Here is a 22,332-nt window from a genome sequence, read left to right as displayed (position 1 = left end):
CCAATGCTTGCAACGAATCGCTCATGACCAAGATGAATCACTCGCGACCATCACCGTCAAGACTAAGTTAGCGCGTATGGGGTCAAGCCCGAGGAGGACGGAGGGTGGGGTAGGCTCTGCGGCAAATCAGCGAGGTATGCCGGACTATCAGCGCAATTGCGCTTCCCCGTCGCTCCCGCACAGCAAACGCGCGCCGGCTGCGTGCCGACCGCGCGCCCCTTCTCCACAGATCACATGCCGCCCGGCCGCGACGACGTGGTTGCACTGCTCGCCGACGACAAGAAGTCCTCTTCGGCGGTGGGCAGTTTCCCCCCCGGGGTCAGGTCGTCGACGGCCTTGGGGAGATCGCGGCTCAGGCGGCCGAGGATCTCCTCATGCGAAAGGCCGGTATTTTGGGCGATTTCGTTCAGGACATCCGGGCCGAGGGCTTCGGCGAGCTGGCCGTCATTGATCTCGGCGTTCTGGCCGGGTTTCACCCATGAGTCGATCTTGTCGCCATGGCCGTTCTGCTGAAAGGTCTTGAGGAGATCACCGAGACCGCCGCTGACGATGCCGCCGGAGGTGAGGCCGCCGAGAAGGCCGCCAAGACCACCCGAACCGCCCAGTCCGCCGAGGATGCCGCCGAGCCCGCCCGGCTGCTGGCCTCCGGGGCCGGCCTGCTGCGGGTTTTGAATGCCGCGCAGAAGTTCCCCGATCTTGTCTCTGTTCTGATAGCCGGCAACGGCAAGAACGGCGAGAAGCGCCTTCAATTGACCGCTCATCATGATGAATCCTCCCATGGTTCAAAGACTGCAGCCGACCCGTGCAGAGCGCTGCATGGGCAGCAATGTCCGGCGCGCCCAAAGGTTCCGTGCCGGGCTCTCAAACCCGGCCGTCCAACCTGCCGCTGACGCCGGGTCAGATTTCCGGGCAGCCGCGCCGGTTGGCAAAGACCATCCGCTCCGGCCCACGCCGCGTCATCCCCTGGACGACGATGCTGCGCGGCGACATGCGGACGATCTGCGCCCGGCGAAGTCCTTCGCCGCGGGCAATGTCGAGCGCGTCGTCCGGGTCGCAGCCGCGCGGACCGCGGCGTTCATATCCGTCATAGCGGTCACGGTCGCGATCGCGATCGTAAACCCCGACGCCGCCGGGGCCGACCCGCAATTCCAGATCCTGCGCGGCCGCGATCGTCGGCGAGATCGTCAAGCCGGTCATGCTGGCCAGGCCAACCAGGATGAATTGAAGAGATTTCCGCATGAGTTCCTCCCATGGTCCTTTTCGTTATCGCAATACCAACCTCGCCATGCGGACTTTGTTCCTTGGAGGGACGCGGAGCCTACGCCACCGGCCATAACCGCCGCGTGTGGATGCAGAAGACTTGAATGACTGTTTCCATCCCCTTCCCGCCTGCTAATCTCATTTCGCAACCGCGCACGGGAGACGAGCGATGCCGGATCAAGGGCATAAATTTGAGCAGCTAAAAGCGCTTCATCAGCGAGACAGCGCTTTCGTCATCCCCAACGCCTGGGACGCTGAGCACACCCCGCCGCCACGGGCCGCGGTTGCTGCAAAGCGTTCTGGGCATTGCCAAACCGGCGGGTACACTCTGTCGTGAGCGCTACAAGGTACTTGCTGATCTTGCCGCTGATCGCGGTCGTCGCCTACGTGGCGCTCGTCGGTCTGATCTATCTGTCTCAGCGAGCCCTGCTCTTTCCCGGAGCCGGCGCCACACCTGTTCCGGAGCAGGCGAGTTGGGGCGAGACGGTCCGCATCAAGACGCCCGACGGGGAGATGCTTCATGGACTGTACAGCCAGGGCGACAGCGACAAGCCCTGCGTGCTCCTCTTTTTCGGCAACGGTGACCGCGTCGACAATTACGCGTTTCTCGCACAGGCGCTGGCCACGCGGAGGATTGGATTGCTGGCGATTTCCTATCGCGGCTATCCCGGATCGACCGGCGCCCCCAGCGAGCAGGGGCTGCTGACAGACGGCATCGCCGCGTTCGACTGGCTTTCGGCACATGCCGGAAGCGGGATCGTTGTCCTGGGCCGGTCACTTGGCACCGGCGTTGCCGTGAATACCGCCGCAAAGAGGCCGGCCGTGGGCGTCATTCTTGTGTCTCCGTACCTGTCGGTTCTGTCGGTTGCGCAGACGCATTATCCGTTCCTCCCGGTCGAGCTTCTTCTCAAGGATCCCTTTCGCTCGGACCTCAACATCGGCAAAGTAGGACAACCGAAGTTGTTCCTCCACGGCCGGCTTGATGACAGCATCCCGCTTTCGTCAGGGCAGGCGTTGTACAGCATTGCACCCGAGCCCAAGCAGATGTTGATCTATGACGGTGCGGGTCACAACGATATCTTGAACGATCGCATGGTCGGTGACGTGATCCGTTTTGTGGAAGCGCTGAAAGGAAACGGGTCCTAGGGCGCCCTCTTCGTCCTGAGCGCGCCTTCCTCAGCATGGGTCCTCGGGTCAAGCCCGAGGACGACGGAGGCTGGGGTGGGCTCGTGGCAAACCCTACGATTGGTGGGGTGAGTTCAGTGGCAAATCCAGCAATGGTGGGGAGAGTTGCGTGGTAAATCCAGAATAGTGGCGGAGTAACAGCGACGTTGCGCCTCCTGCCAGTCGCGTCCTCCAATCTCCGTCATTCCAGGCCTTGAGCCTAGAATCCATGGCCACGGCCGAAGAGGCCCGGCGCGGGTCCTCGGGTCAAGCCCGAGGACGACGGAGGGTGTGGTGAGCCTTGTGCCGATATACCGGTATGCGAAGGCTCAAGAAAGCGCGCGCTCCTCACTCAATTCTCAGCGAAAACCGCCGCTGGCAGCCAATCGTTCGCCGGTCAGCCAGCGGGCGTCGTCGGAAGCGAGGAAGACCGCGACCCCGGCGATATCGTCGGGCTGGCCGACGCGGCCGAGTGGTGTCTGGCCGACGATGACCTGCTGGAAATCCGAGCCGATGACGCCGGCCGTGTGCGTGCCCTCGGTCTCGACCATTCCCGGCAGGATGGCGTTGACGCGGATTTTGCGCGGGCCGAGTTCCTTGGCCAGCACGCTGTTGATGCCTTCGACGGCGCCCTTGGTGCCGGTATAGACGGCAGAGGCCGGCGGCGCCAGGCTGGTGACCACTGAAGAGATGTTGATGACGCTGCTGCCCTCGCCGAGATGCTTGACCGCCGCCTGGGTGGTCAGGAGAAGGCCGAGAACGTTGACGTCGAAGATGCGGCGATACTGTTCTTCGGTCACCTCCTCGATCGGCGCGAATTCGTAGACGCCGGAGTTATTGACCAACACGTCGAGCTTGCCGAATTCCTTGATAGCGGCATCGACCAGGCCCTGCGCCTGCTCGGCCTTGGAAACATCGCCCTGAACCGCGATGGCCTTGCCGCCTGCCGCGCCGATCGCCTCGACCACGGCGTCGGCTCCCGCCTTGCTCGAGGCATAGTTCACCACCACTTTTGCCCCTTCGGCCGCGAGCGCCTTGGCAATCGCCGCGCCGATGCCCTTGGAGGCCCCCGTTACCACTGCGACTTTTCCGGTGAGCTTCGCCATCTGTTATTCCTTCTGAACCGGACAACCGCCGGGATTGGCGGCTCGTTCCATAGTTCAGAAATTCGGAACTGTTGATCTTGATGTCAAGGGGCGCTATATAAAATTCATGCGACCGCTCTTTCACCCAGCCCTGGAGGATATTCGGCCGGAGGCGATCCTTTATGCGCTGTCCGATCCGGAGCGCGTTGCCATATTTTCGAGGCTTGCCACCGCCGGCTGTGGCGGGACCTGCTCTGCCCTCGCCGATCTCGGCGACCGCATCATTCCGAAATCATCGCTGTCCAACCATTTCAAGGTGCTGCGCGAATCCGGCCTGATCCGCAGCGAGCGCCAGGGCGTGGAAATGCGCAACCAAACCCGCTGCCCAGAGCTGGACGAACGCTTCCCGGGGCTGATCAAGTCCATTCTGACGGCTTATGGACAGCTTCCCGAGCAACTGAAGGCGGATTGACCATCCCTGGTCAACCGCCGCGCAGGCGAAGGCTGTCGAGCTTCAGTATGCCTAGTCCAAGACGACGACGGCTTCGACCTCGAAGAGCATGGGGTCGATGGCCAGCTTGGGAACCGGGATCAAAGTCTGCGCCGGCAGGGCTGCGCCGAACATCGCCTTGACGTTTTCCGTCAACACTTGAAGCTTCGCCATGTCGTGATCGACCACGAAGACGGTCAGCTTGGCGACCTGATCGGGCCTGGCGCCGAGCGCGTCGAGGGCGGTGTGCAAATTGGCATAGGCCTGCTTCACCTGGACGGCGAAATCGGGTGACAGGGCGCCGGTGCTGTCCTGGCCGCCCTGCCCGGAAATATAGGCCAGCCGGCCTTGCCTCGGCACGATCACCGCCGTGCTGTAGCCGTTCGGCGAGGGGTCGTAGAGGTTTTTCGGATTGACGATGGTGAGCTTCAGATCGGTCTCGTTGGCCGTCGCCGCAGCCGGAATTCCAATAGTCATGATGATGAGCCCTCCAATGAGCAGATGCTTGATTGCGCGTGACATGATTTTCTCTTGAGCGTTGAGAACTGCGGGCCACCTCGCCGCGGCCGGCAGTTGATTTACCGCCGGTACGATTGACTCGTACAGCGTACGATAAATTTGCATCGTACGTCGTACGAGTCAATCCGCCAGGATCGACATTCATTGGATTGTCGGCTTAAATCGGCATTCTGATCGGTAGGGAAAACGGATGGCAGCCAAACGCAGCGGCGGGCAGAGCAAGCAGTCTGAACGCAAAGTGCCTCCGCCATCCGGGCCGGAACCGCGCAGTGACCAGCCTCTCTCGCTGCAACGGATCGTCGCGACCGCGGTCGAGCTTTTGGATAGCGAAGGAATTGACGGATTGAAGATGCGCCGGCTGGCCGATCGCCTCGGCGCCGGCGCGATGAGCCTTTACTGGCACGTCGGCAACAAGGAAGAGGTCTTCGATCTGGCGCTGGATTCGGTGCTCGCATATCGCGGCCCGCAGCCGATCGATGCGTCTGAGGACTGGCGCGCAGAAGTCGTTCACATGCTCAAAGACTGGCGCGCCGGCATGCTGCGCCATCCCTGGTCGGCAGCGCTGCTGCCGCGCCGGGCGCTCGGCCCGAACATCCTTTTTCGCCTGGAACTGCTGAGCAACACCCTGTCCAGAGCCGGCGTGGCCGACGCCGATCTGAACGTCGCAATCTGGTCGCTCTGGAACTATGTGATCGGCGCCACCACCACCCGGGCAAGCTTCGACCTCTCGGACGACGACAGAGCCGCCGCGCAGCAGCGCCTCACAAGTCTCAGTGAGCACTACCCGACAATCGAACGCTCCCGGCTGCTGCTGGACAATGACTGGGACGGCGCCTTCAGCAAAGGCCTCGACTTCCTGCTCGACGGCCTCGTTCCCAAACAATGAAATTCGTCGCGCCGGACGGGATTGGGGCGGCCATTGCGGAAGGCGCAGCGCTGGCCTAGGCTTTGCCCATGACCGACGAAATCGAAATCCAGCGTGCCATCGGCAGCGACGCCCTTCTGATAAGCGATCTCGTCAGACACACGATCCGCACCAGCAATTCGGCCGACTATCCCGCCAGCGTCATAGATAGAGTGGTCGGCAACTTCTCTCCTGACGCGGTCCTTCGATTAATGGACAGCCGGACCGTCTGGCTCGCGCTTCAAGGCAGCGAACCAGTGGGCACCGCAGGCCTTGACGGCGATACGGTCAGAACGGTTTTCGTATCGCCTTCGGTTCAGGGGCGCGGCATCGGGAGGCTGCTGATGCAGACGGTGGAAACCGCCGCCTTTGCAAACGGCATCAAGGCTTTGCACGTCCCGGCCTCTGTTACCGCGAGGAGTTTCTATGCCCGCCTCGGCTACAGCGAGGTGCAGGAAGTGCTGTCAGGCGAAGAACGTATTTTCGTGATGGAGAAGAAGATCGCCTGAATAGGCGGACCTGATGCCTGTACTCTCGCGTCCAGATAGTGTTGGGAGGAAAGTGATTTGTTTTGGCAAAACCGCGCCCCCAATCTCCGTCATTCCAGGCCTTGAGCCTGGAATCCATTCCCGCTCGTGGAGACGGCGTGGATCCTCGGGGTCAAGCCCGAGGAGGACGGAGGGTGGGGTGAGCTCAGTGGCAAACTCAGGAGCGGATGGCGCAAGGGCAAGTATCATCGCTCCTTCGGCCCTCTCTGCTCAGCCTCCTTAGCCGCCGGATTGTCAACCGCGCCAGCGGTGGATTAGGCGAAACCCCGCCCCAACCTCCGTCATTCCAGGCCTTGAGCCTGGAATCCATGGTCCCGCTGGTGGGGGCCGGCGTGGATCCTCGGGTCAAGCCCGAGGAGGACGGAGCGTGGGGTGAGCTCAGCGGCAAACTCAGCGACGGCTAGCTTGTGCAAGCCTTCAAAAAGCAGTTAGCTGGCATGGTTGGGTCGCGCATGCCAGACAGGCAATGCGCTATACGTGCTGAGACGGGTCCGCATTTCGGGGGAAATCGCGTGCGCTGGTCCAAACCGCTCAGACTGCATCTCGGCGTCCTGGTCGTCGCGTCGCTGCTTTGCACCTCGGCGCCCATCATCTGGATGGCATTCAGCCACGGAAGCGAAGCTGCGGTCAGCGCCGGCGCGCAGCAGATGCGGGCGATGAGCTTGCGGCTGATCGAGGGATACCGGAATACGCTGCAGGGCGGCACCGAGGCCGTGGCGCTGGCCTCCACCCTGCCGCAGCTCGTTTCCCCGCCGCCTCAGAATATCAAGGCAAAACAGCAATTCTTTCAGGAGGTTCTGCGAAACGTCCCGAACGCCACCAGCGTTTACGCCGGCTATCCCGATGGCTCCTACCTGCAAGTGATCAACACCGCCCGGCGCGACGTCCGCCAGACGCTTGCCGCACCCGATGGTACGGCTTTCGCCATCCGCATGATCGCGAGGCGACCGGCGGCCGATATCATCTCGACGCTCGGTTTTCTCGACAGCGATGCAAAGCTGATCGCGGAACGGAGCATCGAGGATACATCCTTCGATCCGCGGCAACGCCCCTGGTATCGATCCGTCATTCAAGACGGCGCGCCGGTTTCCGTCGGACCCTATATCACCGGGACGCTGAACGTTCCGACGCTGACGATCGCCGCCCCGATGCGGGACGACGGCAAGGTGGTGATCGGCATCAACATTCACCTGCAGACCGTCAGCCGGCTGCTCGACGCAGGCGAGATCTCACCGCGGGCCCGGGCCTACATCATCGATGACGACGGCAATCTCGTCGCCCATTCCGATCCTGATATCATGAGCAGGATCATCGCCTTGTGGTCGAGAACATCAGGCGCCTTTGCCACGACGGCAAACGGTTTCGACCCGAGCCTTAAAACCGTGGCGCGGCTCAGGCAGGATCCGGCCTTTGCCGGCGGCGGCCTGGCACGGGTCGATTTCGATGGTGAAACCCATCTGGTGCAGATCGCCCCGGTCAGCGTCTCTGGCCTGTTCACGGGCAGCGAGGCCGCCATCGTCGTGCCGTTGCAGGACCTGGTGGCTGAGGCCAATCGGCTGCTGGTGCGCAACCTCTTCATCGCCGCCGCCTTCGTGCTCGCCGGTGTCGGCGCCTCGGTGATGCTGTCGCGCATGGTCAGCCGCTCGCTCTATCGGCTGGCGGACGAGGCGCGCCGGATCGGCGATCTGGATGTGGGGGAGAAACCGATGTCCCACTCCTGGATCAGCGAGATCAACACGCTGGCAAACGCGCTGGCGGCCAGCCGTCATGCCATCGCTCAGTTTGCGCTTTATGTGCCGCGTGAAGTGGTCCGGCGGATCGTCAATCCCGAGACGAGAACGATCGTCAAGGCGAAGCGACAGGATGTGACCGTGCTGTTCACCGACATCAAAGACTTCACGACTATCTCGGAACAACATTCGCCCGAAGAGGTGGTCGACACGCTTTCTGCCTATTTCGAACTGCTGAACACCATCGCCGAGCGCAATGGCGGGGCCGTCGTGCAATATCTCGGCGATTCCATTTTCGTCATGTGGAACGCCCCGGTCGACGATACCAGCCATGCCGAACATGGCTGTCGATGCGCGCTGGCCATGAAAGCGGCGGTCGACGGCTTGAACGAAGCCAATCTCCGGAATGGCCGCCCCGAACTACTGACGCGATTTGGATTGCACACCGGCCCGGCCGTCGTCGGCAGCTTCGGGGCGATTTCGCGCCAGCAATATACGGCGATGGGCGATACGATCAATGTGGCGTCACGGCTGGAAGGCATGAACAAGGAGCTGAACACATCGATCCTGGTCAGCGCCGCCACCCGCGACGCCGTCGCCGACCGCTTCACCTTCCGCCCCCTCGGCCTTGCCCCGGTCAAGGGACGCGCCGAGAAGGTCGACATTTGGGAGCTTGTCGGGGAAATCAAAGAGTCATGATATGAAGGTCTTGCAGCCCTGCTGCTTCAGGATAGCTGATCATTGTCGGCGCTGTGCCGTGCGGTCCCCTCAATAGCACCGGCGACCGGGCAAAAACGGCCCCTCTAGGTCTTCCCTGCAGCACCCTCCCCCCAACATTGCTAACCATTGGAGCCCGAGACAATGATCTCCGCCGACTATTGCCGACTCATGGCCCGCTACAACAGCTGGCAGAACACCTCTCTCGTCACCGCCGCCGATGGGCTGACGCATGCGGAGCGCTGGAAGGATCGAGGGGCGTTCTTCCAATCGATCGCCGCGACGCTCAACCATCTCTATTGGGCCGACGCCCTGATCCTCGCGCGATTGAAGGGCAATGAGCGGCCCGAGGAAACCATCACGCACTCGCTGACAAGCCCATCCGATTGGGATGCGTTCAAGAGCCTGCGCCTGCAACGCAACACCGAAATCGAAGCCTGGGCGGCAGGATTGCGCGACGCCGAGCTCGACGGCATGCTTGTCTGGTATCCCGGCGACGGCGCAACGCGGGTCGAGAGGCCGAAGGCCAACTGTGCGATCGAACTCTTCAACCACCAGACCCACCACCGCGGCCAGGTCCACGCGATGCTGACGGCAGCTGGCGCAAAACCGGAGCCGACCGACCTTTCGCGTCTGCCATAACATGCCCGGCATCGGCTCGGCGAACCCGGCTGCAAACGGCGGCGCGTAAACCTGCACGTTACAGATTGTGTCGTTTTCGCATCACTTTCTGTCAGGTTGCAATTTCCCGGTTGGCAAGGGCGTTCGCCTTCGCTACAAGAGGCTTACCGCGTCAGATCGAACAAAAGGGAGGCGTTGCATGACATCATCAGCAATCACCAAAATCCTCCCGTGCGGAATGAACCGACACTAGGTCATTTCCATTCGCGGCCCGCCTCAAGCGCGCCCGACATGCGGTTTTCACTCCCTTCATAGCCCGATGATCTGACGGGATCATTTTGTCTCCCGCTTGGGCTGTGCCATTTAACTCTCGATTTTGAGGACCGGTTGCCGATATGCGGCCGGGTTGGTTCAAATGACTCGCAAGAAGCTCGATTTCCGCGCCGATGCCTATCGCAACGTGCTCGGCTTTATCTTTCATCATTGGAGCCACCGGCCTGGATTGGTGGGTCTCATCATCGTGCTGGTGATTTCAAGCACGCTCGCCGAAGTCATGGTGCCGGTCTTTTCAGGCCAGATCGTCGATGCCATCGCCGGCGGCAATCCAGCCGACAGCGCTCTCCGCGCCTTCGTCATTGTCGTCGCTTTGGGCTTCACCAGTGTGGCGCTGCGCTATTTCATCTTCAACGGCATCATCCGGCTGACGCTGCGCACCATGGCGGATGTCACCAATGGCGGCTTCCACAAGGTGCAGCGCTTCTCCACCGACTGGCACGCCAACAGCTTTGCCGGCTCGACCGTGCGCAAGATCACCCGCGGCATGTGGGCGCTGGATTCGCTGAACGACCTGCTGCTGGTGGCGCTCTTGCCGTCGATCGTCATGCTGGTCGGCGCCAGCATCGTGCTCGGCAGCTATTGGCCGGTCATGGGACTGATCGTCAGCTTGGGATCGCTGATCTATATCGGCGTCACCGTGGCGCTTTCCATGGGCTTCGTGTCGCCGGCGGCAAGGCTTGCCAATGCCTGGGATACCAAGCTCGGCGGGGCGCTCGCCGATGCGATCAGCTGCAACTCGGTGGTCAAGGCATTCGGTGCCGAAAACCGCGAGGAGACCCGGCTCGGCCGCGTGCTCGGCACGTGGGACAGCCGCACGCGGCGGACATGGAAGCGCGGCACATTGAGCGGCACGATCCAGGGCTTCATGATGGTCTCGATGCAGGCCGGCATTCTGGGCACGGGCCTCATCATGTGGCAGCAGGGGCTGGCGACGCCTGGCGACGTCACCTTCGTGCTGGCGATGTTCTTCGTCCTGCAGGGTTATCTGCGCAATGTCGGCCAGGACATCCGCAACCTGCAGCGTGCCGTCAACGACATGGAAGAGCTGGTGCTGCTCGACAAGATGCCGCTCGGCATCGAGGACAGGCCGGGCGCGACCCCCATCGCGATCGACCGGGGTGAGATCGTCTTTGATCGCATCACCTTCCAATATGGCGCGCATCCGAGCCCGCTTTATCAGGACTTTTCGGTCACCATCAAACCGGGCGAGCGTGTGGGGCTGGTGGGGCATTCGGGTTCGGGCAAGACGACCTTCGTCAAGCTCATCCAGCGCCTTTACGACGTGAATTCGGGCTCGATCCGCATCGACGGGCAGAATATCGCCGAGGTCAGGCAATCCAGCCTGCGCAGCCAGATCGCCATCGTGCAGCAGGAGCCGATCCTGTTTCACCGCACGCTGGCCGAGAACATCGCCTATTCCCGGCCGAATGCCTCGCGGCGTGAGATCGAGCAGGCGGCAAAACAGGCGAGCGCCCACGACTTCATCCTGAGCCTTCCCAAGGGCTATGAGACGATGGTGGGAGAACGCGGCGTCAAACTCTCGGGCGGCGAGCGGCAGCGTGTCGCCATCGCCCGCGCCTTCCTCGCCGATGCGCCGATCCTGATCCTCGACGAGGCAACGTCCAGCCTCGACAGCGAGAGCGAAGTGCAGATCCAGCAGGCGATGGAACGCTTGATGGACGGCCGCACCACACTGGTCGTCGCCCATCGCCTGTCCACAGTGCGGGCGCTCGACCGGCTGCTGGTCTTCGACAAAGGCGAAATCGTCGAAGAAGGCGACCACCAGGCGCTGATCCGCCGCCCCGACGGCATCTACCGCCGGCTGTTCGAGCGGCAGGCGCTGGAGCTGACCAAGGGCCTGGTGGCCTGAACCGAAACGCCAGGGTTTTGCTCTGGCGTTTCTTTTTTTGTGGGTTTGGTGAACTTGTTGGCGCTGGACCGTGTAGCCCCCTCATCCGACCCTTCGGGCCACCTTCTCCCCGCTGGGGAGAAGAGGGAGATTGCCGCTTCGCCTGGGACTTCATTGAACGGAGTGCTCGGAAGAAACGGGTTCGTTGGGCAGCGCCAGCGCGCCTTGCTCCCTCTTCTCCCCAGCGGGGCTATTAGATTCACACATTTTCGAAAGCGGATAAGAGGAGGTCGACGCCGCGCTTGGCGGCCTGGAACTGCTGCCATCCGTCGAGGATGACGATCGGCCCAGGCTTGCCGTAATAGCCGGTCCACCCGCCGAGGCGGGCGCAGACCCAGGCGGCATAGGCCAGCGACCCTTTGGGGTGCGGGTTCTTCTGTCTGGCGGTGCTGCCCTCCAGCTTGGCGCAAAAGGCTTCCAGCAGCGGCCGGTCGCTCGGCTCGAAAGCGTCTTCGATAGGACGCAAGGTGCTGCCGAGTGGGGCGCCGTCGCGGGCATGCACCAGTTGCTGCACGATGACAGCCGCGACGAAGGCGGCCGTCACCAGATTGCTCAGTGCCCCCTCGTCCTCGATGCGCAGGCCTTCGATATCGAAGCCCTGGGTCTTCAGGGTGCGGAACAATTGCTCGATCGTCCAGCGGCGGCGATAAAGGGCGATGACCGCCGCCGCCTGGTCGGCATCCGACACCGCGTAGGTCGTCAGCAGTCGCCAATGGATCGGCGTCTCGCCCGGTGGTGTGGCGGTCTCGCGCACATCCACCAGATAAAGCCGCACCCCATCCGGGGTCTTCTTGTAGATGCCGTTCTTCGGGTGCGGTAATGTCACCGCGCTGAAGCGGATCGCCAACTGCGTGTCGCGCTCCTTGCGGCCCGGCTTGGCCGGCAGGGTGAAGGCAAGGTTTGCCGCAACCGGCAGGGCATCGGCCATGGCAAATAGCGAGGGCTGGGCTTTGCCGAAACTACGGTCTTTGGCGGCGCGCACGACAAGGTCGACATTGGCAGGCTTTCGGGTGAAGGCCTCGTAGATATCGCTTTCGCGGTCGGCAATAACGGTGATGTGGCGCGCGCCTGCGCAAACCATTGCCGCCCGGTCGGCGCCCTCCAGCCAGCGATAGCTCTCCTTCTCCTCGATCGGACGTGCGCGCTGGGTGCCGCGCTTGCCCTGGTCGCGGCTTAGAAACTGTCCGTGGATTGCCCCGACGATCGCGCCATCGTCGGCGTCGACCCCGATCATCGCGTGCAGATAAAGACCCCCACCGCCACTGGAGCGGACCACCGTCGTATCCTGAATGGCAAGGATATGCCGATCCGCGCAGCGGCCCGCCGTGCGCAAGGCTGCTTCATCGATCATCGCCTGCGGATCGACCGCTCCATTGCGCAAAAACCGGGTCAAGCGGATCTCTCCGGCCCGATTGCCGCTGAGCTTGCGCACCCGCATTCCCTGGCCTGCCGTCGAAACAAGGCGCTCCAGCAAGAACGCCCCCCTTTTTCCAGGCGACGGTCGCCAAACCGTCCCAGGCTCAAATCACCCATCGCTCAATTCTCCTGCTTGCAGCAAGAGAATCAGAACGCCATCCCATAGGCAATTCTAAATGTGTGAATGCCATAGCCCAGCGGGGAGAAGGTGGCCCGAAGGGTCGGATGAGGGGGCCACACGGCAAGCCTTTCATTGTCGCCGGTCAACTCGCCGTCAGCCCGATCCACCAGGAACATAGGTCAATCGCACCGCATCCCCGCCGATCCGATCGCTGGCGACAAGGCGGAGTGGCGGCCTCGGGCCGGTGAAGAACGGTTTGCCGTGGCCGAGCACGACAGGGTGAAAGTAGAGGCGATATTCGTCGATCAGGCCGAGGTCGGTCAGTCCACCCGCAAGCTCCGGCCCGCCGACTTGTATCTCCCCGGCAAGCTCGGCCTTCAGCCCGCGGATCGCCGTCTCGATGTCCTCCTTGATAAGCGTGGCATTGGGCCCGACCGAGGTCAACGAGCGCGACACGACCCATTTCGGCTGGCGCCGCCAGGCAAGCGCGAAGTCGTGCAGCTCCGGGGTCCACTCGGCATTGTCTTCGTCCCAGTAGCGCATCACCTCGTAGAGGCGGCGGCCATAGAGGCTCCCGGTCAGACCGCGCGCCTGCTCGATCCAATGGCGAAAGAGGATGGGATCGGGCGCAAATTTCTGGTGGTCGACATAGCCATCCAGGGAGATGTTCATTCCGAAGACGAGCTTCGCCATGCGCTGATCCTCCATCCCGGAGCGTCAGGATAGCTTAAACCACCAGGGATAGCGAACGGTCCCCCCAAAGTTTGAGTTGACCGCCTTCGTTGGCGAGGCGACAGTTGCACCTGCAGCAAGGCAGGAGGCAAAACGATGGACGAGGCAGACCGCTGGCGCAGCATGGCCAGCGCACCGAAAGACGGCAGTCGGATCCTGGTGACCATCCGCCCGTCCGAACAGGGGCCGGCGGAAGTTGACCTCGCCTATTGGTCGCATGGCGATCAGTTTGGCGCAGAAGGCTGGCGCGCCTCGGATTCCTCGCCCGGGCAGATCATCGAATATGCCGAGCCGGAATTGAAGTGTTGGATGCCGATGCCCTCGGCCAATCTCGCTCGCCTCTCGATGCCCTCCCCCTGGGAAGGCGACGACGCCCAGCAGCTCGACGGCTCGGGGATTTAACCATCGCGCCGAATAACATGCGTCGATAAAGCCAAGGTCGGTCAGGCGTCAGGCGAAGTCGGGGTCCGCGGCAAGTGTCGGATTGCCGCCGGCTGCCTTCGGTGTTGTCTGTAAAGTGGGTTGTGAGGCCGACTTATTCTTCACCTTCCATCAATTCCTCTTGCTAAAATGCAACCGGCCTTTACGCTGGCTTTAGAGGCTTGGGGAGATTCATGAGACTACCGATATTGCTCGCGCTGGCAGCCGGCGCCTTGTCATCCTGCGCGGCGTCAAGTTCGATGCGTACCGCCAAAAACGAAATCATCATCAAGACGCGCGCCGCTCCGATCTGTGGAGACACGGGCGCGATGAAGGTTGCCGGAAAACAAGCTGCGATCGAGACGATCAAGGCGGGCTATGACAGTTATGTCATCGTCGGCCAAGCTGGCGCCGATACGACGCGCGTTGTCCAGATGCCCGGATCTTATACGACGACGGGCAGCGCGACTGTTTACGGAAACACCGGCTATTACACTGGCAATACAGTCTACAATCCCGGCCCGACATTCGTGGCTGGCGGGCACAATCAGGACCTTGCCGTCCACATGTTCAAAGATGGTGAGCCGGGCAGCGAAAACGCGCTTTCCGCTCGCGAGACACTCGGCCCCAAGTGGGCGCTCATAGTCAGGGACGGCATCAACACCTGTGCGGAGTGATTGGAGCGCGCATCCGCATTGTCGACTTACGATTTTTCAAATGCAGCAGTTGTAGCCGGAGGGTGTGGGGATATGCTTATGGCGACGGCAGCATGAGGTGGATACTAACTCTATTGTTCTTCATGGTCCTCGACGTCGGCATCGCAATTCTTGCTACTTTGGTGGCAAACGGGATTGAGGCGCCCTTCGTTTTCATGGCAACACTCGGCTTCCTCTGGCTCGTGCCCGTGGGCCTAAATCTATGGGGCGCAATTAAATTCTGGATTGCTTTCCTCCTTTTCGAAAAGCGACGCATGGTTCGCTATTACAAAGCCGAGATGTACAAGAGCAAATTTCCGGCGTCGAACGGATATGTGGATTGGGAGGAATATCTCGGCTTCATCGTGACCGACAACGATGTTAGGCCGGAAGCCAAGACCAAGGCCGCCGCCTTCGCCGGCGAGATAGCAACTTGCAAAACGCTGCGGCCGGCGACTCTCTTCATCGGAACACAAATCGCTTTGCAAAGAGCAATGGACGAATACCAAGCACCGCCCTCGACAAGTGGCATGCTCTCCACCGCGAACGCAGGGTGAGCCCCACGAATGACCTCGAGAACTGCCTTTCTGACAGGACTGACCCAACTGACAAAAATGGAGCGGGCGTCGACTTGGCCGACGAGTTCAGAAGCGCCTTGATCCGCTCTGCGCAGGCGCTGCCGAGCTTGGGTCGTTAGCGAGGTATTAAATTGGTTGCTGAAGATCGGGTTGGCCTGTGGTTCGCCTTCTGCATGGTAGGCAGTTTTTGTGCTTACAGCTGGTATTGGTACATCAGGTCGATCATTTTCTATTTTAGAAACGGTTTCGATTTTAGCCAGGATTTCGGCCCCGAAATGTACCGGTCCGATCTTGGAGGCGATGATGATTGCGTGCTGGAGACGCCGAGACAGAAGTTCCTGATTGGCCTGCCTTTTTTTGTAGTGCTTACCACTTTTATGCTGCTGCCTATAATTCTGGCGTTGATGGGAATTCTCAAGCCGTGTGTCGATTGCGGCCCGTAGCGGTTTCCGCCGGCATTGGTGCGCAAAGCAGAACAGCGGTGACTGCCGCCCGCTTCGGGCCGGATGCCATAGTGACGCAGGAGCGGCTAAACCCGTCATTGCGGCTTTCGCAAATTCCCCATGCTGCGATGCTGCAGACGTCGGGGATATCATTGCCGCGTTGATCGGGATTTTCGCGGGGGAAGGCAAGAGCGACTTGGAGGAAAAGAAGCGCTGGACCATCCATAGTCGGATGTCCGATCCAATCCATCACAGGGCCTTGATGGCGGAATTGCCGAACGAGATCGGGCGACTGAATGATATTATTCAAGGCGTGCTCGTTCACGCCGATTGGGCAGAAGAATACGGTCTCGACCTGACAAGGTTGGACGCATCGGCGAGAAAAACATTGCCGATCGCCGAACGTTTCGACGATGTGTTCGCCAGAGACCCTCAGCCGCTCCACTGCCGGCGCCCTGCAGAGAGACGATCCACCGGCACGTGCCGCGATTTCGCACTCGCCTTGTCTTCGATCCTTCGCAGCAAAAGCGTTCCTGCACGCGTGCGCTGTGGCTTCGCCTCCTACTTCTCTAAGGGATGGGAGGATCATTGGGTTTGTGAATATTGGAACGCGGCAACCAGACGCTGGCATTTGAGCGACGCGCAAATCGACCGGATGCTGAAAGAGAAAAAACAGATCAAGTTCGACCCAGCCAACGTACCGCGTGACTATTTCATGCCTGCAGGAGAAGCCTGGCTGAAATGCCGTCGAGAGACGGTCGATCCTCAGGCATTCGGCCACGGTGAGGTGAATGGCCTGTGGTTTGTGAAGATCAATGTCGTCAGAGATCACTACGTGCTGAATGGCCGCGAAACCTCCGATTGGGATCGGTGGCGCGAAGCTGATTTTTCTCAAAGGCTGGTACGACCGCAAGAACTGCCACTGCTGGACACACTCGCCAGCGACCCGGCGCAGGATTTGATCGAGGTTTTGCCGGACTGGCTGCCATAAGGACGGGCACATCTTCGGTTCCCGGCACGTCGACAATTCGTGGAATGCCAAACGGATGTGACGTCGCCTCAAGCCCGCCCCCCACCTTACAAATCCGTAAGTTGTCGCCCAGCCGCCGGCTCCGCTAGATTGCCCCAGCCATACCGGGAATGATCGGGCTGATGCGGATCCTGCTTATCGAGGACGATCGGAAGACGTCCGATTATATCGCCAAGGGCCTTTCCGAGGCAGGCCATGTCTGTGACGTCTTCGGCGATGGCCGCGATGGGCTGTTTCAGGCGCAGCGCGAAGCCTATGACGTCATCGTCGTCGATCGCATGCTGCCGGGGCTGGACGGGCTGGCGATTATCCGGTCGCTCAGGGCCGCCAAGGTCGGCACATCGGCGCTGTTCCTGACCTCGATCGGCGGTGTCGACGACCGGGTCGAGGGGCTGGAGGCCGGCGGCGACGATTATCTCACCAAACCCTTTGCCTTCTCCGAGCTTTTGGCCCGCGTCAATGCGCTCGGCCGCCGGCCGCCGGTGCAGGAGCAGAAGACGGTGCTGAAGGTTGCCGATCTCGAGCTCGATCTGATCCGCCGCGAGGCGCGGCGCGCCGGCCAGGCGATCGAGCTGCAGCCGCGCGAATTCACCCTGCTCGAAGTGCTGATGCGCGGCGAAGGCCGGGTCATCACCAAGACGATGCTGTTGGAGCGGGTCTGGGATTTCCACTTCGATCCGAAGACCAGCGTCGTCGAGACGCATATCAGCCGCTTGCGAGCCAAGGTCGACAGACCGTTCCAGGCCCAGCTTCTGCATACGGTCCGCAACACCGGATATAGCCTGCATGCGCCCCGAACAGGATGAATTTGCGCCCGGCCGCAGACACATTTCCGCATCATTCTCCAGCCTGCGCCGGAGCACGCCGTTCCGGCTTGCCGTCACCTTCGTCGTGCTCTTCGTCGTCACCTTCTTTTTGAGCGGCGCGATCATCTATCACATGCTGGACCTCGGCCTCTCCCGCGATCTCGAACAGTCGCTCACCGAGATGAATGCGTTGATCGTTTCGACCTACGAGCCCGGCGACACTCAGGATCTCGTCAACACGCTGAACAATTATGCGAGCTTCCAGTCGACCTCCGACGGGCTTTATTCGCTGACCGATCATGCCGGCAAGAAACTCGCCGGCAATTTCGCCGCACCACCCATCCCGAACGGCGTCTATACCGTCACCTCCCGCGATGTCGGGCTGAAGGGCCATGAACGCTACCGGATGCAGGTGTCGACGATCGGCCCCTACAGCCTGGTGGTCGGCGAAAACTTCAACGATGTCGAGGAGATGCTGCGGATCGTGCTGGTGAGTTTCGAATGGGCCGCGGCGATCGTCGTGGCGACGGCGATCGGCGGCGGCGTGTTTCTCGCCGTTCGCGCCCAGGCGCGGCTGGATAGGGTCGCGCTCACCATGAACGACGTCTCCCACGGCGCGCTCGACGCCCGCATTCCGATCAGCGGCAATGGCGATGATCTCGATACGGTGGCGATCCAGATCAACGCGGCGCTGGTGCGGCTGCAGACCTTGGTCGAGAGCATGCGGCAGGTGAGCAGCGATATCGCCCATGATCTGAAGACACCGCTCAACCGGCTGCGCCTGACGCTCGATGCCGCGGTGGCCGGCAATGACCGGCAGGCGGATGTCTCAGTCCTTCTCGACGAAGCCAGGAACGAGAGCGACCGGATCAACGCCACCTTCGAGGCGCTGCTGCGCATTTCCCAGATCGAGGCCGGCGCCCGCAAAGAGCGTTTCCAGGCGACCGATCTCGATGCCGTGCTTGCGGTGATTTCGGAAGTCTATGTCGATGTCGCCGACGACGCGCAGAAGTCGCTGCGGATCACGACGCGCTGTCCGGCGATGATCCGCGGCGATCGCGATCTGCTGACCCAGATGCTCGCCAACCTGGTGGAAAATGCGATCAACCACTGCCCGGCCGGAACGGCGATCGCCGTTTCGCTCAGCCGCCAGGCCGATCGCGCCATCCTCTCGGTCGCCGACACCGGCCCCGGCATTCCCGCCGGCGAAAGGGAAAAAGTCTTCCGGCGGCTCTACCGGCTGGATAAAAGCCGCACGACGCCCGGAAGCGGGCTCGGGCTCAGCCTCGTCAAGGCGATCGCCGAACTGCATGCGGCTGAGATCACCATGGGAGACAATCAGCCCGGGCTTATCGTCTCGATCGGCTTTCCGCTGCTCCCGGGAGAGCGGTCCTGACCGCTCATCCCAACAGATCGGTCTTGACCGCTCACCCTCGACGCCACGAGGCGGCCGAAGCGGGCGGCAAAGCGGCGTATTTCGGCCGCCGCGCGATAGGGCAGAACGCTCCACGGCCGGCGGCGGCCAAGCCGGTAGGCCGAAAGCCCTGCCTGGATCTGCGAGCAGGCATCCGCCCTCTGGCTGACCGGCAGCGGATCGACGAAGCAGGCGCTCAAGCCCTCATCGAACTCCAGGTCGAAGGCGAGATCATAGGGCAGCCGCATCGGCAGCATTGAACCGGCAATCCAGCCGGCCGCCTTGCGGTTGATCAGATAGGCGCCGGAGCCCTTCTCGCGGGTCAGCGCAATGGCGAGCGAGCGCGATGCGGTGAGCGCCTCCACTCTATGTTTGCGCCCGCTGTTGACGGTGGAAAGACGCAGGATGTCCCAGCGCGTCTGATGCTGCAGGGCGGCCTCGATCACATCGGCGAGATCGGCGTCGAAATCGAGGTCGTCTTCGAGAATGAGCGCAAATTCGGCGTTGCCGGAGAGGAAGCGCCTGGCGCATTCGACGTGGCTGAAAAAACAGCCGATCTCGAAAGGGTTCGGCCGGCGGCCATGCCGGCTCAGATAGGCGGCTTCGTCAAAATCCGGATGCGGCAGGCTGAGCCCCGCCCCGTCCACCGCCGCCACCCGCTCGAAGGCAAGACCGATGCCCACCAGCAGGCGCTCCATGCGAAACCGGCGCAACGGCGCCCGGTCGAGATTGATCAGATAGGTGTCGACCCGCAGGCTAACCGGATGGATCGCCGGCATCAGGGCGGCAGGTGTGGCGCGCATGTTCATGAAACTGGCCTTCGACTTGGCAATGACTGCACCAAGCCTGCGCCCGAAATCTCACCGGCACCTCGCCGGGGCTATACATTTTCGTAAGGTGGCAAGGGTTGGAGTGTGGGAAGGCGCCGCGATCCGGGTCGCCGATCCTCAATCGGATTTGCAGCCCTTGGAAATCCCTCCGATTCAAGACAAACTCTTCCCGCTAGCTTTTGGGGGGACTCTGATGGAAAACCACGAGCCGTTTTTACGCGAGGCGATTGCACTCTCGAAATCCGCGATGGACCAAGGCGACGAACCATTCGGCTCGGTGCTGGTGAAGGACGGCGAGGTCATCCTGCGCGCCGAAAACAGCGTCTTCACCGGCCACGATATGACGAACCACGCCGAGATGAACCTGATTAAATCTGCAGCGAAGCACTACGACACCGGTTTTCTCGCCGGCTGCACGCTCTATACCAGCACGGAGCCGTGCGCGATGTGCTCCGGGGCAATTTACTGGTCGGGCATCGGGCGCATGGTGTTTGCGTGCTCCGAAGCCCGGCTTGGCGAGATCGCCGGGATCGGGTTGAACGTGCCGAGCCGGGCGGTGCTGCAAACCGGCGCGCGCACCGTCACTGTGGTTGGCCCGACGAACCTCGAAGACGAAGCCGCCGAAGTGCATCAGGCATTCTGGCCGAAGCATCTCGGCAAGGCTTAGCGTCGGCCGGAAGTTTGGCGAAACCGCGCCTCCAACCTCTGTCATTCCAGGAGATCATTCCGGAAGTGTCAGGCATGTCTCCGAACATCTGTCAGGTATGTATCCGGGCTTTTCGCTGCTTGGGATCCATACCGCTTTTGAGAGGGTCGTGCCCCGGCCGCCCCCCTCTGCCCTGCCGGGCATCTCCCCCACAGGTGGGGAGATCGCAAGTGGTCAAACCATCGCATCCGTCTATCGTTTCACCGGGCTGTGACGCCAATTGTTTGGGGAAGCCAGCGCTCCCAGCCAATCTCCCCACCTGTGGGGGAGATGCCCGGCAGGGCAGAGGGGGGCTACCACGGCACACCGGCAGAGGTGGCATTTGAGCCTCCGCTTGCATGTGTCAGCGATTCTCGCAAAAAGGGTGCAGCCACCCCCTTAATCCGACACCCTCCGGAAAGGCAAAGCATGGCCGAAAATGATTATGATGCCTTCGCGGCGGCATACGACGCGGATAATGAGGCCAATGCCTGGAATGCCTACTACGAGCGGCCGGCCATTCTTGCCTTGGTCGGCGAGGTCGCCGGGCTTCGTGTGCTCGATGCCGGATGCGGCGGCGGGGCGCATGCGGCAGCGCTCGTCGCGCGTGGGGCCGTGGTGACCGGGATCGATGCCAGTGCCGGCATGCTGCAGATCGCGCAACGCCGCCTGGAAGGGCGCGCGCGCCTGCTGCAGGCGGATCTCAGCGAAGCTTTGCCGTTCGAGGATCAAGCCTTCGATCTGATCCTCGCCTCGCTGGTGCTGCATTATCTGCCGGACTGGTCGGCGCCGCTCGTGGAATTCAACCGGCTGCTGCGTCAAGGCGGCCGCCTGGTTTTCTCCACCCACCATCCCTTCATGGATCATCCGTCGAGCGGCCACGACAATTATTTCGAGACCTACAGCTTCGACGAGACCTGGCAGCGCGGCGAAAAGGAGATGGCCATGCGCTTCTGGCACCGGCCGCTGCATGCCATGTTCGATGCACTGAAGGCGGCCGGATTTCAGATCGATACCGTCAGCGAACCCCAGCCCGATCCCCGCGCCCGGACGCTGTTTCCGCAGGCGTATCGGAGCCTGACGACCACGCCGCGGTTTCTGTTCTTTTCGGTGGTGAAAGCATGACTGGCATGCCGATCTGCTCGTACTCCCTATCTCTGCATCAGAACGAAGTTCTTTGAACGGAGAAGCTGAGCAGTCACGCTCCGGAGCCCGAAGCAGCGAATTATTGGGCGACCACTCAGAATTTTCACTCGGCTGGGGAACAACAGGCGCCGCCGATCGTAAATATGATCGGCCGTGTGGAGGTGCGTAACTAACACACCCATGCACTTCGATACTCTGCGCGGCCCACTCCCCGTTAACCGTCGCCCGAGCCTGAATCCATGCCGTAGCCTATGGCGGACAGCGTGGGTCCTCGGGTCAAGCCCGAGGAGGACGGAGGCTGGGGTGAGCGCTGTGCCAACACAGCGATGGCGGACGGAGAAGGGCGGTTTTCGCTTCGGCCACTGCAAAGGATCAATCGAAGTCGAAGATCTCACCGTAAGGCTTGCCATCAAGTGACTTGGCGACATGCCATTCCAACCATGCAGGCTCGCCGATCGCGCCCCGCTTTCTCAAAGCTTCAAACAAAATCCCGGCAAGCCACTCCGGTTTGGAAACGAGCCTTTTGTCGCTCACAAACAAATCGAGTCTCTTGTGTGGGAAAAAGCCTTCCGCAGGAATCCTGGCATCAGTGATGAAAAAAAGCGCAACAGGAGTGGTGATCCAGCCGCCGAGCTTGTGCCGTATGACATGGTGGATGCTGCCGGAATCTGAGCGTCCTCCTCTAGAGAATTCGACATGAAATTCCGGCGACAGCTGGAGATCGTTCATTCGC

The 22,332-nt window shown here is 61.7% G+C and carries 24 protein-coding genes; 16 read left to right on the top strand and 8 right to left on the bottom strand.

Annotated features, from left to right (window positions below):
- Window positions 1-230: 230 nt before the first annotated feature.
- Window positions 231-764: a YidB family protein gene (locus FHX14_RS31985; protein ID WP_184381083.1), complete on the bottom strand. Its 534-nt coding sequence runs from the start codon at window positions 762-764 to the stop codon at window positions 231-233.
- Window positions 765-897: 133 nt separating this feature from the next.
- Window positions 898-1,239, bottom strand: a complete 342-nt coding sequence (locus tag FHX14_RS31980; protein WP_184381081.1) for a hypothetical protein — start codon at window positions 1,237-1,239, stop codon at window positions 898-900.
- A 354-nt stretch (window positions 1,240-1,593) separates the two neighbouring features.
- Here FHX14_RS31980 and FHX14_RS31975 point away from each other — a divergent pair, with 354 nt between their 5' ends.
- Entirely contained in the window at window positions 1,594-2,406 is an 813-nt protein-coding gene (locus FHX14_RS31975; protein WP_184381079.1) for an alpha/beta hydrolase, read from the top strand.
- 377 nt (window positions 2,407-2,783) lie between these two features.
- Here FHX14_RS31975 and FHX14_RS31970 read toward each other — a convergent pair whose 3' ends face one another.
- Window positions 2,784-3,530, bottom strand: coding sequence for a glucose 1-dehydrogenase (locus FHX14_RS31970; RefSeq protein ID WP_184381077.1), 747 nt, complete (start codon window positions 3,528-3,530; stop codon window positions 2,784-2,786).
- Between the two features lie 106 nt (window positions 3,531-3,636).
- Here FHX14_RS31970 and FHX14_RS31965 point away from each other — a divergent pair, with 106 nt between their 5' ends.
- A complete protein-coding gene (locus FHX14_RS31965) occupies window positions 3,637-3,981 on the top strand; it encodes a helix-turn-helix domain-containing protein (RefSeq protein ID WP_003587953.1) in 345 nt (114 codons plus the stop codon).
- A gap of 51 nt (window positions 3,982-4,032) precedes the next feature.
- Here the strand turns inward: FHX14_RS31965 and FHX14_RS31960 are convergent, their stop codons facing one another.
- A complete protein-coding gene (locus FHX14_RS31960) occupies window positions 4,033-4,521 on the bottom strand; it encodes a RidA family protein (protein ID WP_012556903.1) in 489 nt (162 codons plus the stop codon).
- 187 nt (window positions 4,522-4,708) lie between these two features.
- On the opposite strand from FHX14_RS31960, the gene FHX14_RS31955 reads away from it, so the two are divergent.
- From FHX14_RS31955 to FHX14_RS31935, 5 genes are all read left to right on the top strand, one after another.
- Window positions 4,709-5,404, top strand: coding sequence for a TetR/AcrR family transcriptional regulator C-terminal domain-containing protein (locus FHX14_RS31955; protein WP_184381076.1), 696 nt, complete (start codon window positions 4,709-4,711; stop codon window positions 5,402-5,404).
- Window positions 5,405-5,472: 68 nt separating this feature from the next.
- Entirely contained in the window at window positions 5,473-5,931 is a 459-nt protein-coding gene (locus FHX14_RS31950; protein ID WP_184381074.1) for a GNAT family N-acetyltransferase, read from the top strand.
- A gap of 551 nt (window positions 5,932-6,482) precedes the next feature.
- Complete coding sequence (locus tag FHX14_RS31945; protein WP_184381072.1) at window positions 6,483-8,399, top strand: adenylate/guanylate cyclase domain-containing protein; 1,917 nt, start codon at window positions 6,483-6,485, stop codon at window positions 8,397-8,399.
- A gap of 162 nt (window positions 8,400-8,561) precedes the next feature.
- Complete coding sequence (locus tag FHX14_RS31940; protein WP_184381070.1) at window positions 8,562-9,059, top strand: DinB family protein; 498 nt, start codon at window positions 8,562-8,564, stop codon at window positions 9,057-9,059.
- A gap of 394 nt (window positions 9,060-9,453) precedes the next feature.
- Complete coding sequence (locus FHX14_RS31935; RefSeq protein WP_184381068.1) at window positions 9,454-11,244, top strand: ABC transporter ATP-binding protein; 1,791 nt, start codon at window positions 9,454-9,456, stop codon at window positions 11,242-11,244.
- A 238-nt stretch (window positions 11,245-11,482) separates the two neighbouring features.
- Here the strand turns inward: FHX14_RS31935 and FHX14_RS31930 are convergent, their stop codons facing one another.
- The gene (locus FHX14_RS31930; protein ID WP_246713514.1) at window positions 11,483-12,757 is read right to left on the bottom strand and encodes an IS4 family transposase; all 1,275 of its coding nucleotides are present in this window, start codon (window positions 12,755-12,757) and stop codon (window positions 11,483-11,485) included.
- A 216-nt stretch (window positions 12,758-12,973) separates the two neighbouring features.
- Window positions 12,974-13,513, bottom strand: a complete 540-nt coding sequence (locus tag FHX14_RS31925; RefSeq protein WP_184381066.1) for a dihydrofolate reductase family protein — start codon at window positions 13,511-13,513, stop codon at window positions 12,974-12,976.
- Between the two features lie 135 nt (window positions 13,514-13,648).
- Between FHX14_RS31925 and FHX14_RS31920 the strand changes: the two genes are divergently transcribed.
- The 7 genes from FHX14_RS31920 (at window position 13,649) to FHX14_RS31890 (ending at window position 18,920) form a co-directional block, all read left to right on the top strand.
- Entirely contained in the window at window positions 13,649-13,954 is a 306-nt protein-coding gene (locus FHX14_RS31920; protein WP_003569638.1) for a hypothetical protein, read from the top strand.
- A gap of 227 nt (window positions 13,955-14,181) precedes the next feature.
- Complete coding sequence (locus FHX14_RS33310; RefSeq protein ID WP_244429829.1) at window positions 14,182-14,649, top strand: hypothetical protein; 468 nt, start codon at window positions 14,182-14,184, stop codon at window positions 14,647-14,649.
- A gap of 122 nt (window positions 14,650-14,771) precedes the next feature.
- Complete coding sequence (locus tag FHX14_RS31910) at window positions 14,772-15,224, top strand: hypothetical protein (RefSeq protein ID WP_210301191.1); 453 nt, start codon at window positions 14,772-14,774, stop codon at window positions 15,222-15,224.
- Window positions 15,225-15,376: 152 nt separating this feature from the next.
- Complete coding sequence (locus FHX14_RS31905; protein WP_003587966.1) at window positions 15,377-15,688, top strand: hypothetical protein; 312 nt, start codon at window positions 15,377-15,379, stop codon at window positions 15,686-15,688.
- Between the two features lie 160 nt (window positions 15,689-15,848).
- The gene (locus FHX14_RS31900; RefSeq protein ID WP_246713513.1) at window positions 15,849-16,679 is read left to right on the top strand and encodes a transglutaminase domain-containing protein; all 831 of its coding nucleotides are present in this window, start codon (window positions 15,849-15,851) and stop codon (window positions 16,677-16,679) included.
- A 161-nt stretch (window positions 16,680-16,840) separates the two neighbouring features.
- Entirely contained in the window at window positions 16,841-17,524 is a 684-nt protein-coding gene (locus FHX14_RS31895) for a winged helix-turn-helix domain-containing protein (RefSeq protein WP_003587975.1), read from the top strand.
- The gene (locus tag FHX14_RS31890) at window positions 17,505-18,920 is read left to right on the top strand and encodes a HAMP domain-containing sensor histidine kinase (protein WP_184381062.1); all 1,416 of its coding nucleotides are present in this window, start codon (window positions 17,505-17,507) and stop codon (window positions 18,918-18,920) included. Before FHX14_RS31895 ends, FHX14_RS31890 begins: the two co-directional genes overlap by 20 nt.
- Here FHX14_RS31890 and FHX14_RS31885 read toward each other — a convergent pair.
- Window positions 18,863-19,747 carry a glycosyltransferase family 25 protein gene (locus tag FHX14_RS31885; RefSeq protein ID WP_184381060.1) on the bottom strand — a complete coding sequence of 295 codons (885 nt, stop codon included), beginning with the start codon at window positions 19,745-19,747 and terminating at the stop codon, window positions 18,863-18,865. The genes FHX14_RS31890 and FHX14_RS31885 overlap by 58 nt on opposite strands.
- Before the next feature lie 214 nt (window positions 19,748-19,961).
- Here FHX14_RS31885 and FHX14_RS31880 point away from each other — a divergent pair, with 214 nt between their 5' ends.
- Window positions 19,962-20,435, top strand: a complete 474-nt coding sequence (locus tag FHX14_RS31880; RefSeq protein ID WP_184381085.1) for a nucleoside deaminase — start codon at window positions 19,962-19,964, stop codon at window positions 20,433-20,435.
- Between the two features lie 447 nt (window positions 20,436-20,882).
- Window positions 20,883-21,578: a class I SAM-dependent methyltransferase gene (locus tag FHX14_RS31875; protein WP_184381058.1), complete on the top strand. Its 696-nt coding sequence runs from the start codon at window positions 20,883-20,885 to the stop codon at window positions 21,576-21,578.
- A gap of 393 nt (window positions 21,579-21,971) precedes the next feature.
- Here the strand turns inward: FHX14_RS31875 and FHX14_RS31870 are convergent, their stop codons facing one another.
- On the bottom strand, window positions 21,972-22,328 hold the full coding sequence (locus FHX14_RS31870; RefSeq protein WP_003587981.1) for a hypothetical protein: 357 nt from the start codon (window positions 22,326-22,328) through the stop codon (window positions 21,972-21,974).
- Window positions 22,329-22,332: the final 4 nt, after the last annotated feature.

The sequence above is a fragment of the Rhizobium sp. BK619 genome (assembly GCF_014195245.1).
In the GTDB taxonomy this organism is placed as follows: domain Bacteria; phylum Pseudomonadota; class Alphaproteobacteria; order Rhizobiales; family Rhizobiaceae; genus Rhizobium; species Rhizobium acidisoli.
The sequence above is the reverse complement of the archived record's forward strand: the minus strand, read 5'-3'. Positions and strand labels throughout refer to the sequence as shown.

Coding starts and splice junctions, on each gene's coding strand:
- FHX14_RS31985 (WP_184381083.1), bottom strand. CDS start 764: ATGATGAGCGGTCAATTGAAGGCGCTTCTCGCCGTTCTTGCCGTTGCC.
- FHX14_RS31980 (WP_184381081.1), bottom strand. CDS start 1,239: ATGCGGAAATCTCTTCAATTCATCCTGGTTGGCCTGGCCAGCATGACC.
- FHX14_RS31970 (WP_184381077.1), bottom strand. CDS start 3,530: ATGGCGAAGCTCACCGGAAAAGTCGCAGTGGTAACGGGGGCCTCCAAG.
- FHX14_RS31965 (WP_003587953.1), top strand. CDS start 3,637: ATGCGACCGCTCTTTCACCCAGCCCTGGAGGATATTCGGCCGGAGGCG.
- FHX14_RS31960 (WP_012556903.1), bottom strand. CDS start 4,521: ATGTCACGCGCAATCAAGCATCTGCTCATTGGAGGGCTCATCATCATG.
- FHX14_RS31955 (WP_184381076.1), top strand. CDS start 4,709: ATGGCAGCCAAACGCAGCGGCGGGCAGAGCAAGCAGTCTGAACGCAAA.
- FHX14_RS31950 (WP_184381074.1), top strand. CDS start 5,473: ATGACCGACGAAATCGAAATCCAGCGTGCCATCGGCAGCGACGCCCTT.
- FHX14_RS31940 (WP_184381070.1), top strand. CDS start 8,562: ATGATCTCCGCCGACTATTGCCGACTCATGGCCCGCTACAACAGCTGG.
- FHX14_RS31935 (WP_184381068.1), top strand. CDS start 9,454: ATGACTCGCAAGAAGCTCGATTTCCGCGCCGATGCCTATCGCAACGTG.
- FHX14_RS31925 (WP_184381066.1), bottom strand. CDS start 13,513: ATGGCGAAGCTCGTCTTCGGAATGAACATCTCCCTGGATGGCTATGTC.
- FHX14_RS31920 (WP_003569638.1), top strand. CDS start 13,649: ATGGACGAGGCAGACCGCTGGCGCAGCATGGCCAGCGCACCGAAAGAC.
- FHX14_RS31910 (WP_210301191.1), top strand. CDS start 14,772: ATGGTCCTCGACGTCGGCATCGCAATTCTTGCTACTTTGGTGGCAAAC.
- FHX14_RS31895 (WP_003587975.1), top strand. CDS start 16,841: ATGCGGATCCTGCTTATCGAGGACGATCGGAAGACGTCCGATTATATC.
- FHX14_RS31890 (WP_184381062.1), top strand. CDS start 17,505: ATGCGCCCCGAACAGGATGAATTTGCGCCCGGCCGCAGACACATTTCC.
- FHX14_RS31885 (WP_184381060.1), bottom strand. CDS start 19,747: ATGAACATGCGCGCCACACCTGCCGCCCTGATGCCGGCGATCCATCCG.
- FHX14_RS31880 (WP_184381085.1), top strand. CDS start 19,962: ATGGAAAACCACGAGCCGTTTTTACGCGAGGCGATTGCACTCTCGAAA.
- FHX14_RS31875 (WP_184381058.1), top strand. CDS start 20,883: ATGGCCGAAAATGATTATGATGCCTTCGCGGCGGCATACGACGCGGAT.
- FHX14_RS31870 (WP_003587981.1), bottom strand. CDS start 22,328: ATGAACGATCTCCAGCTGTCGCCGGAATTTCATGTCGAATTCTCTAGA.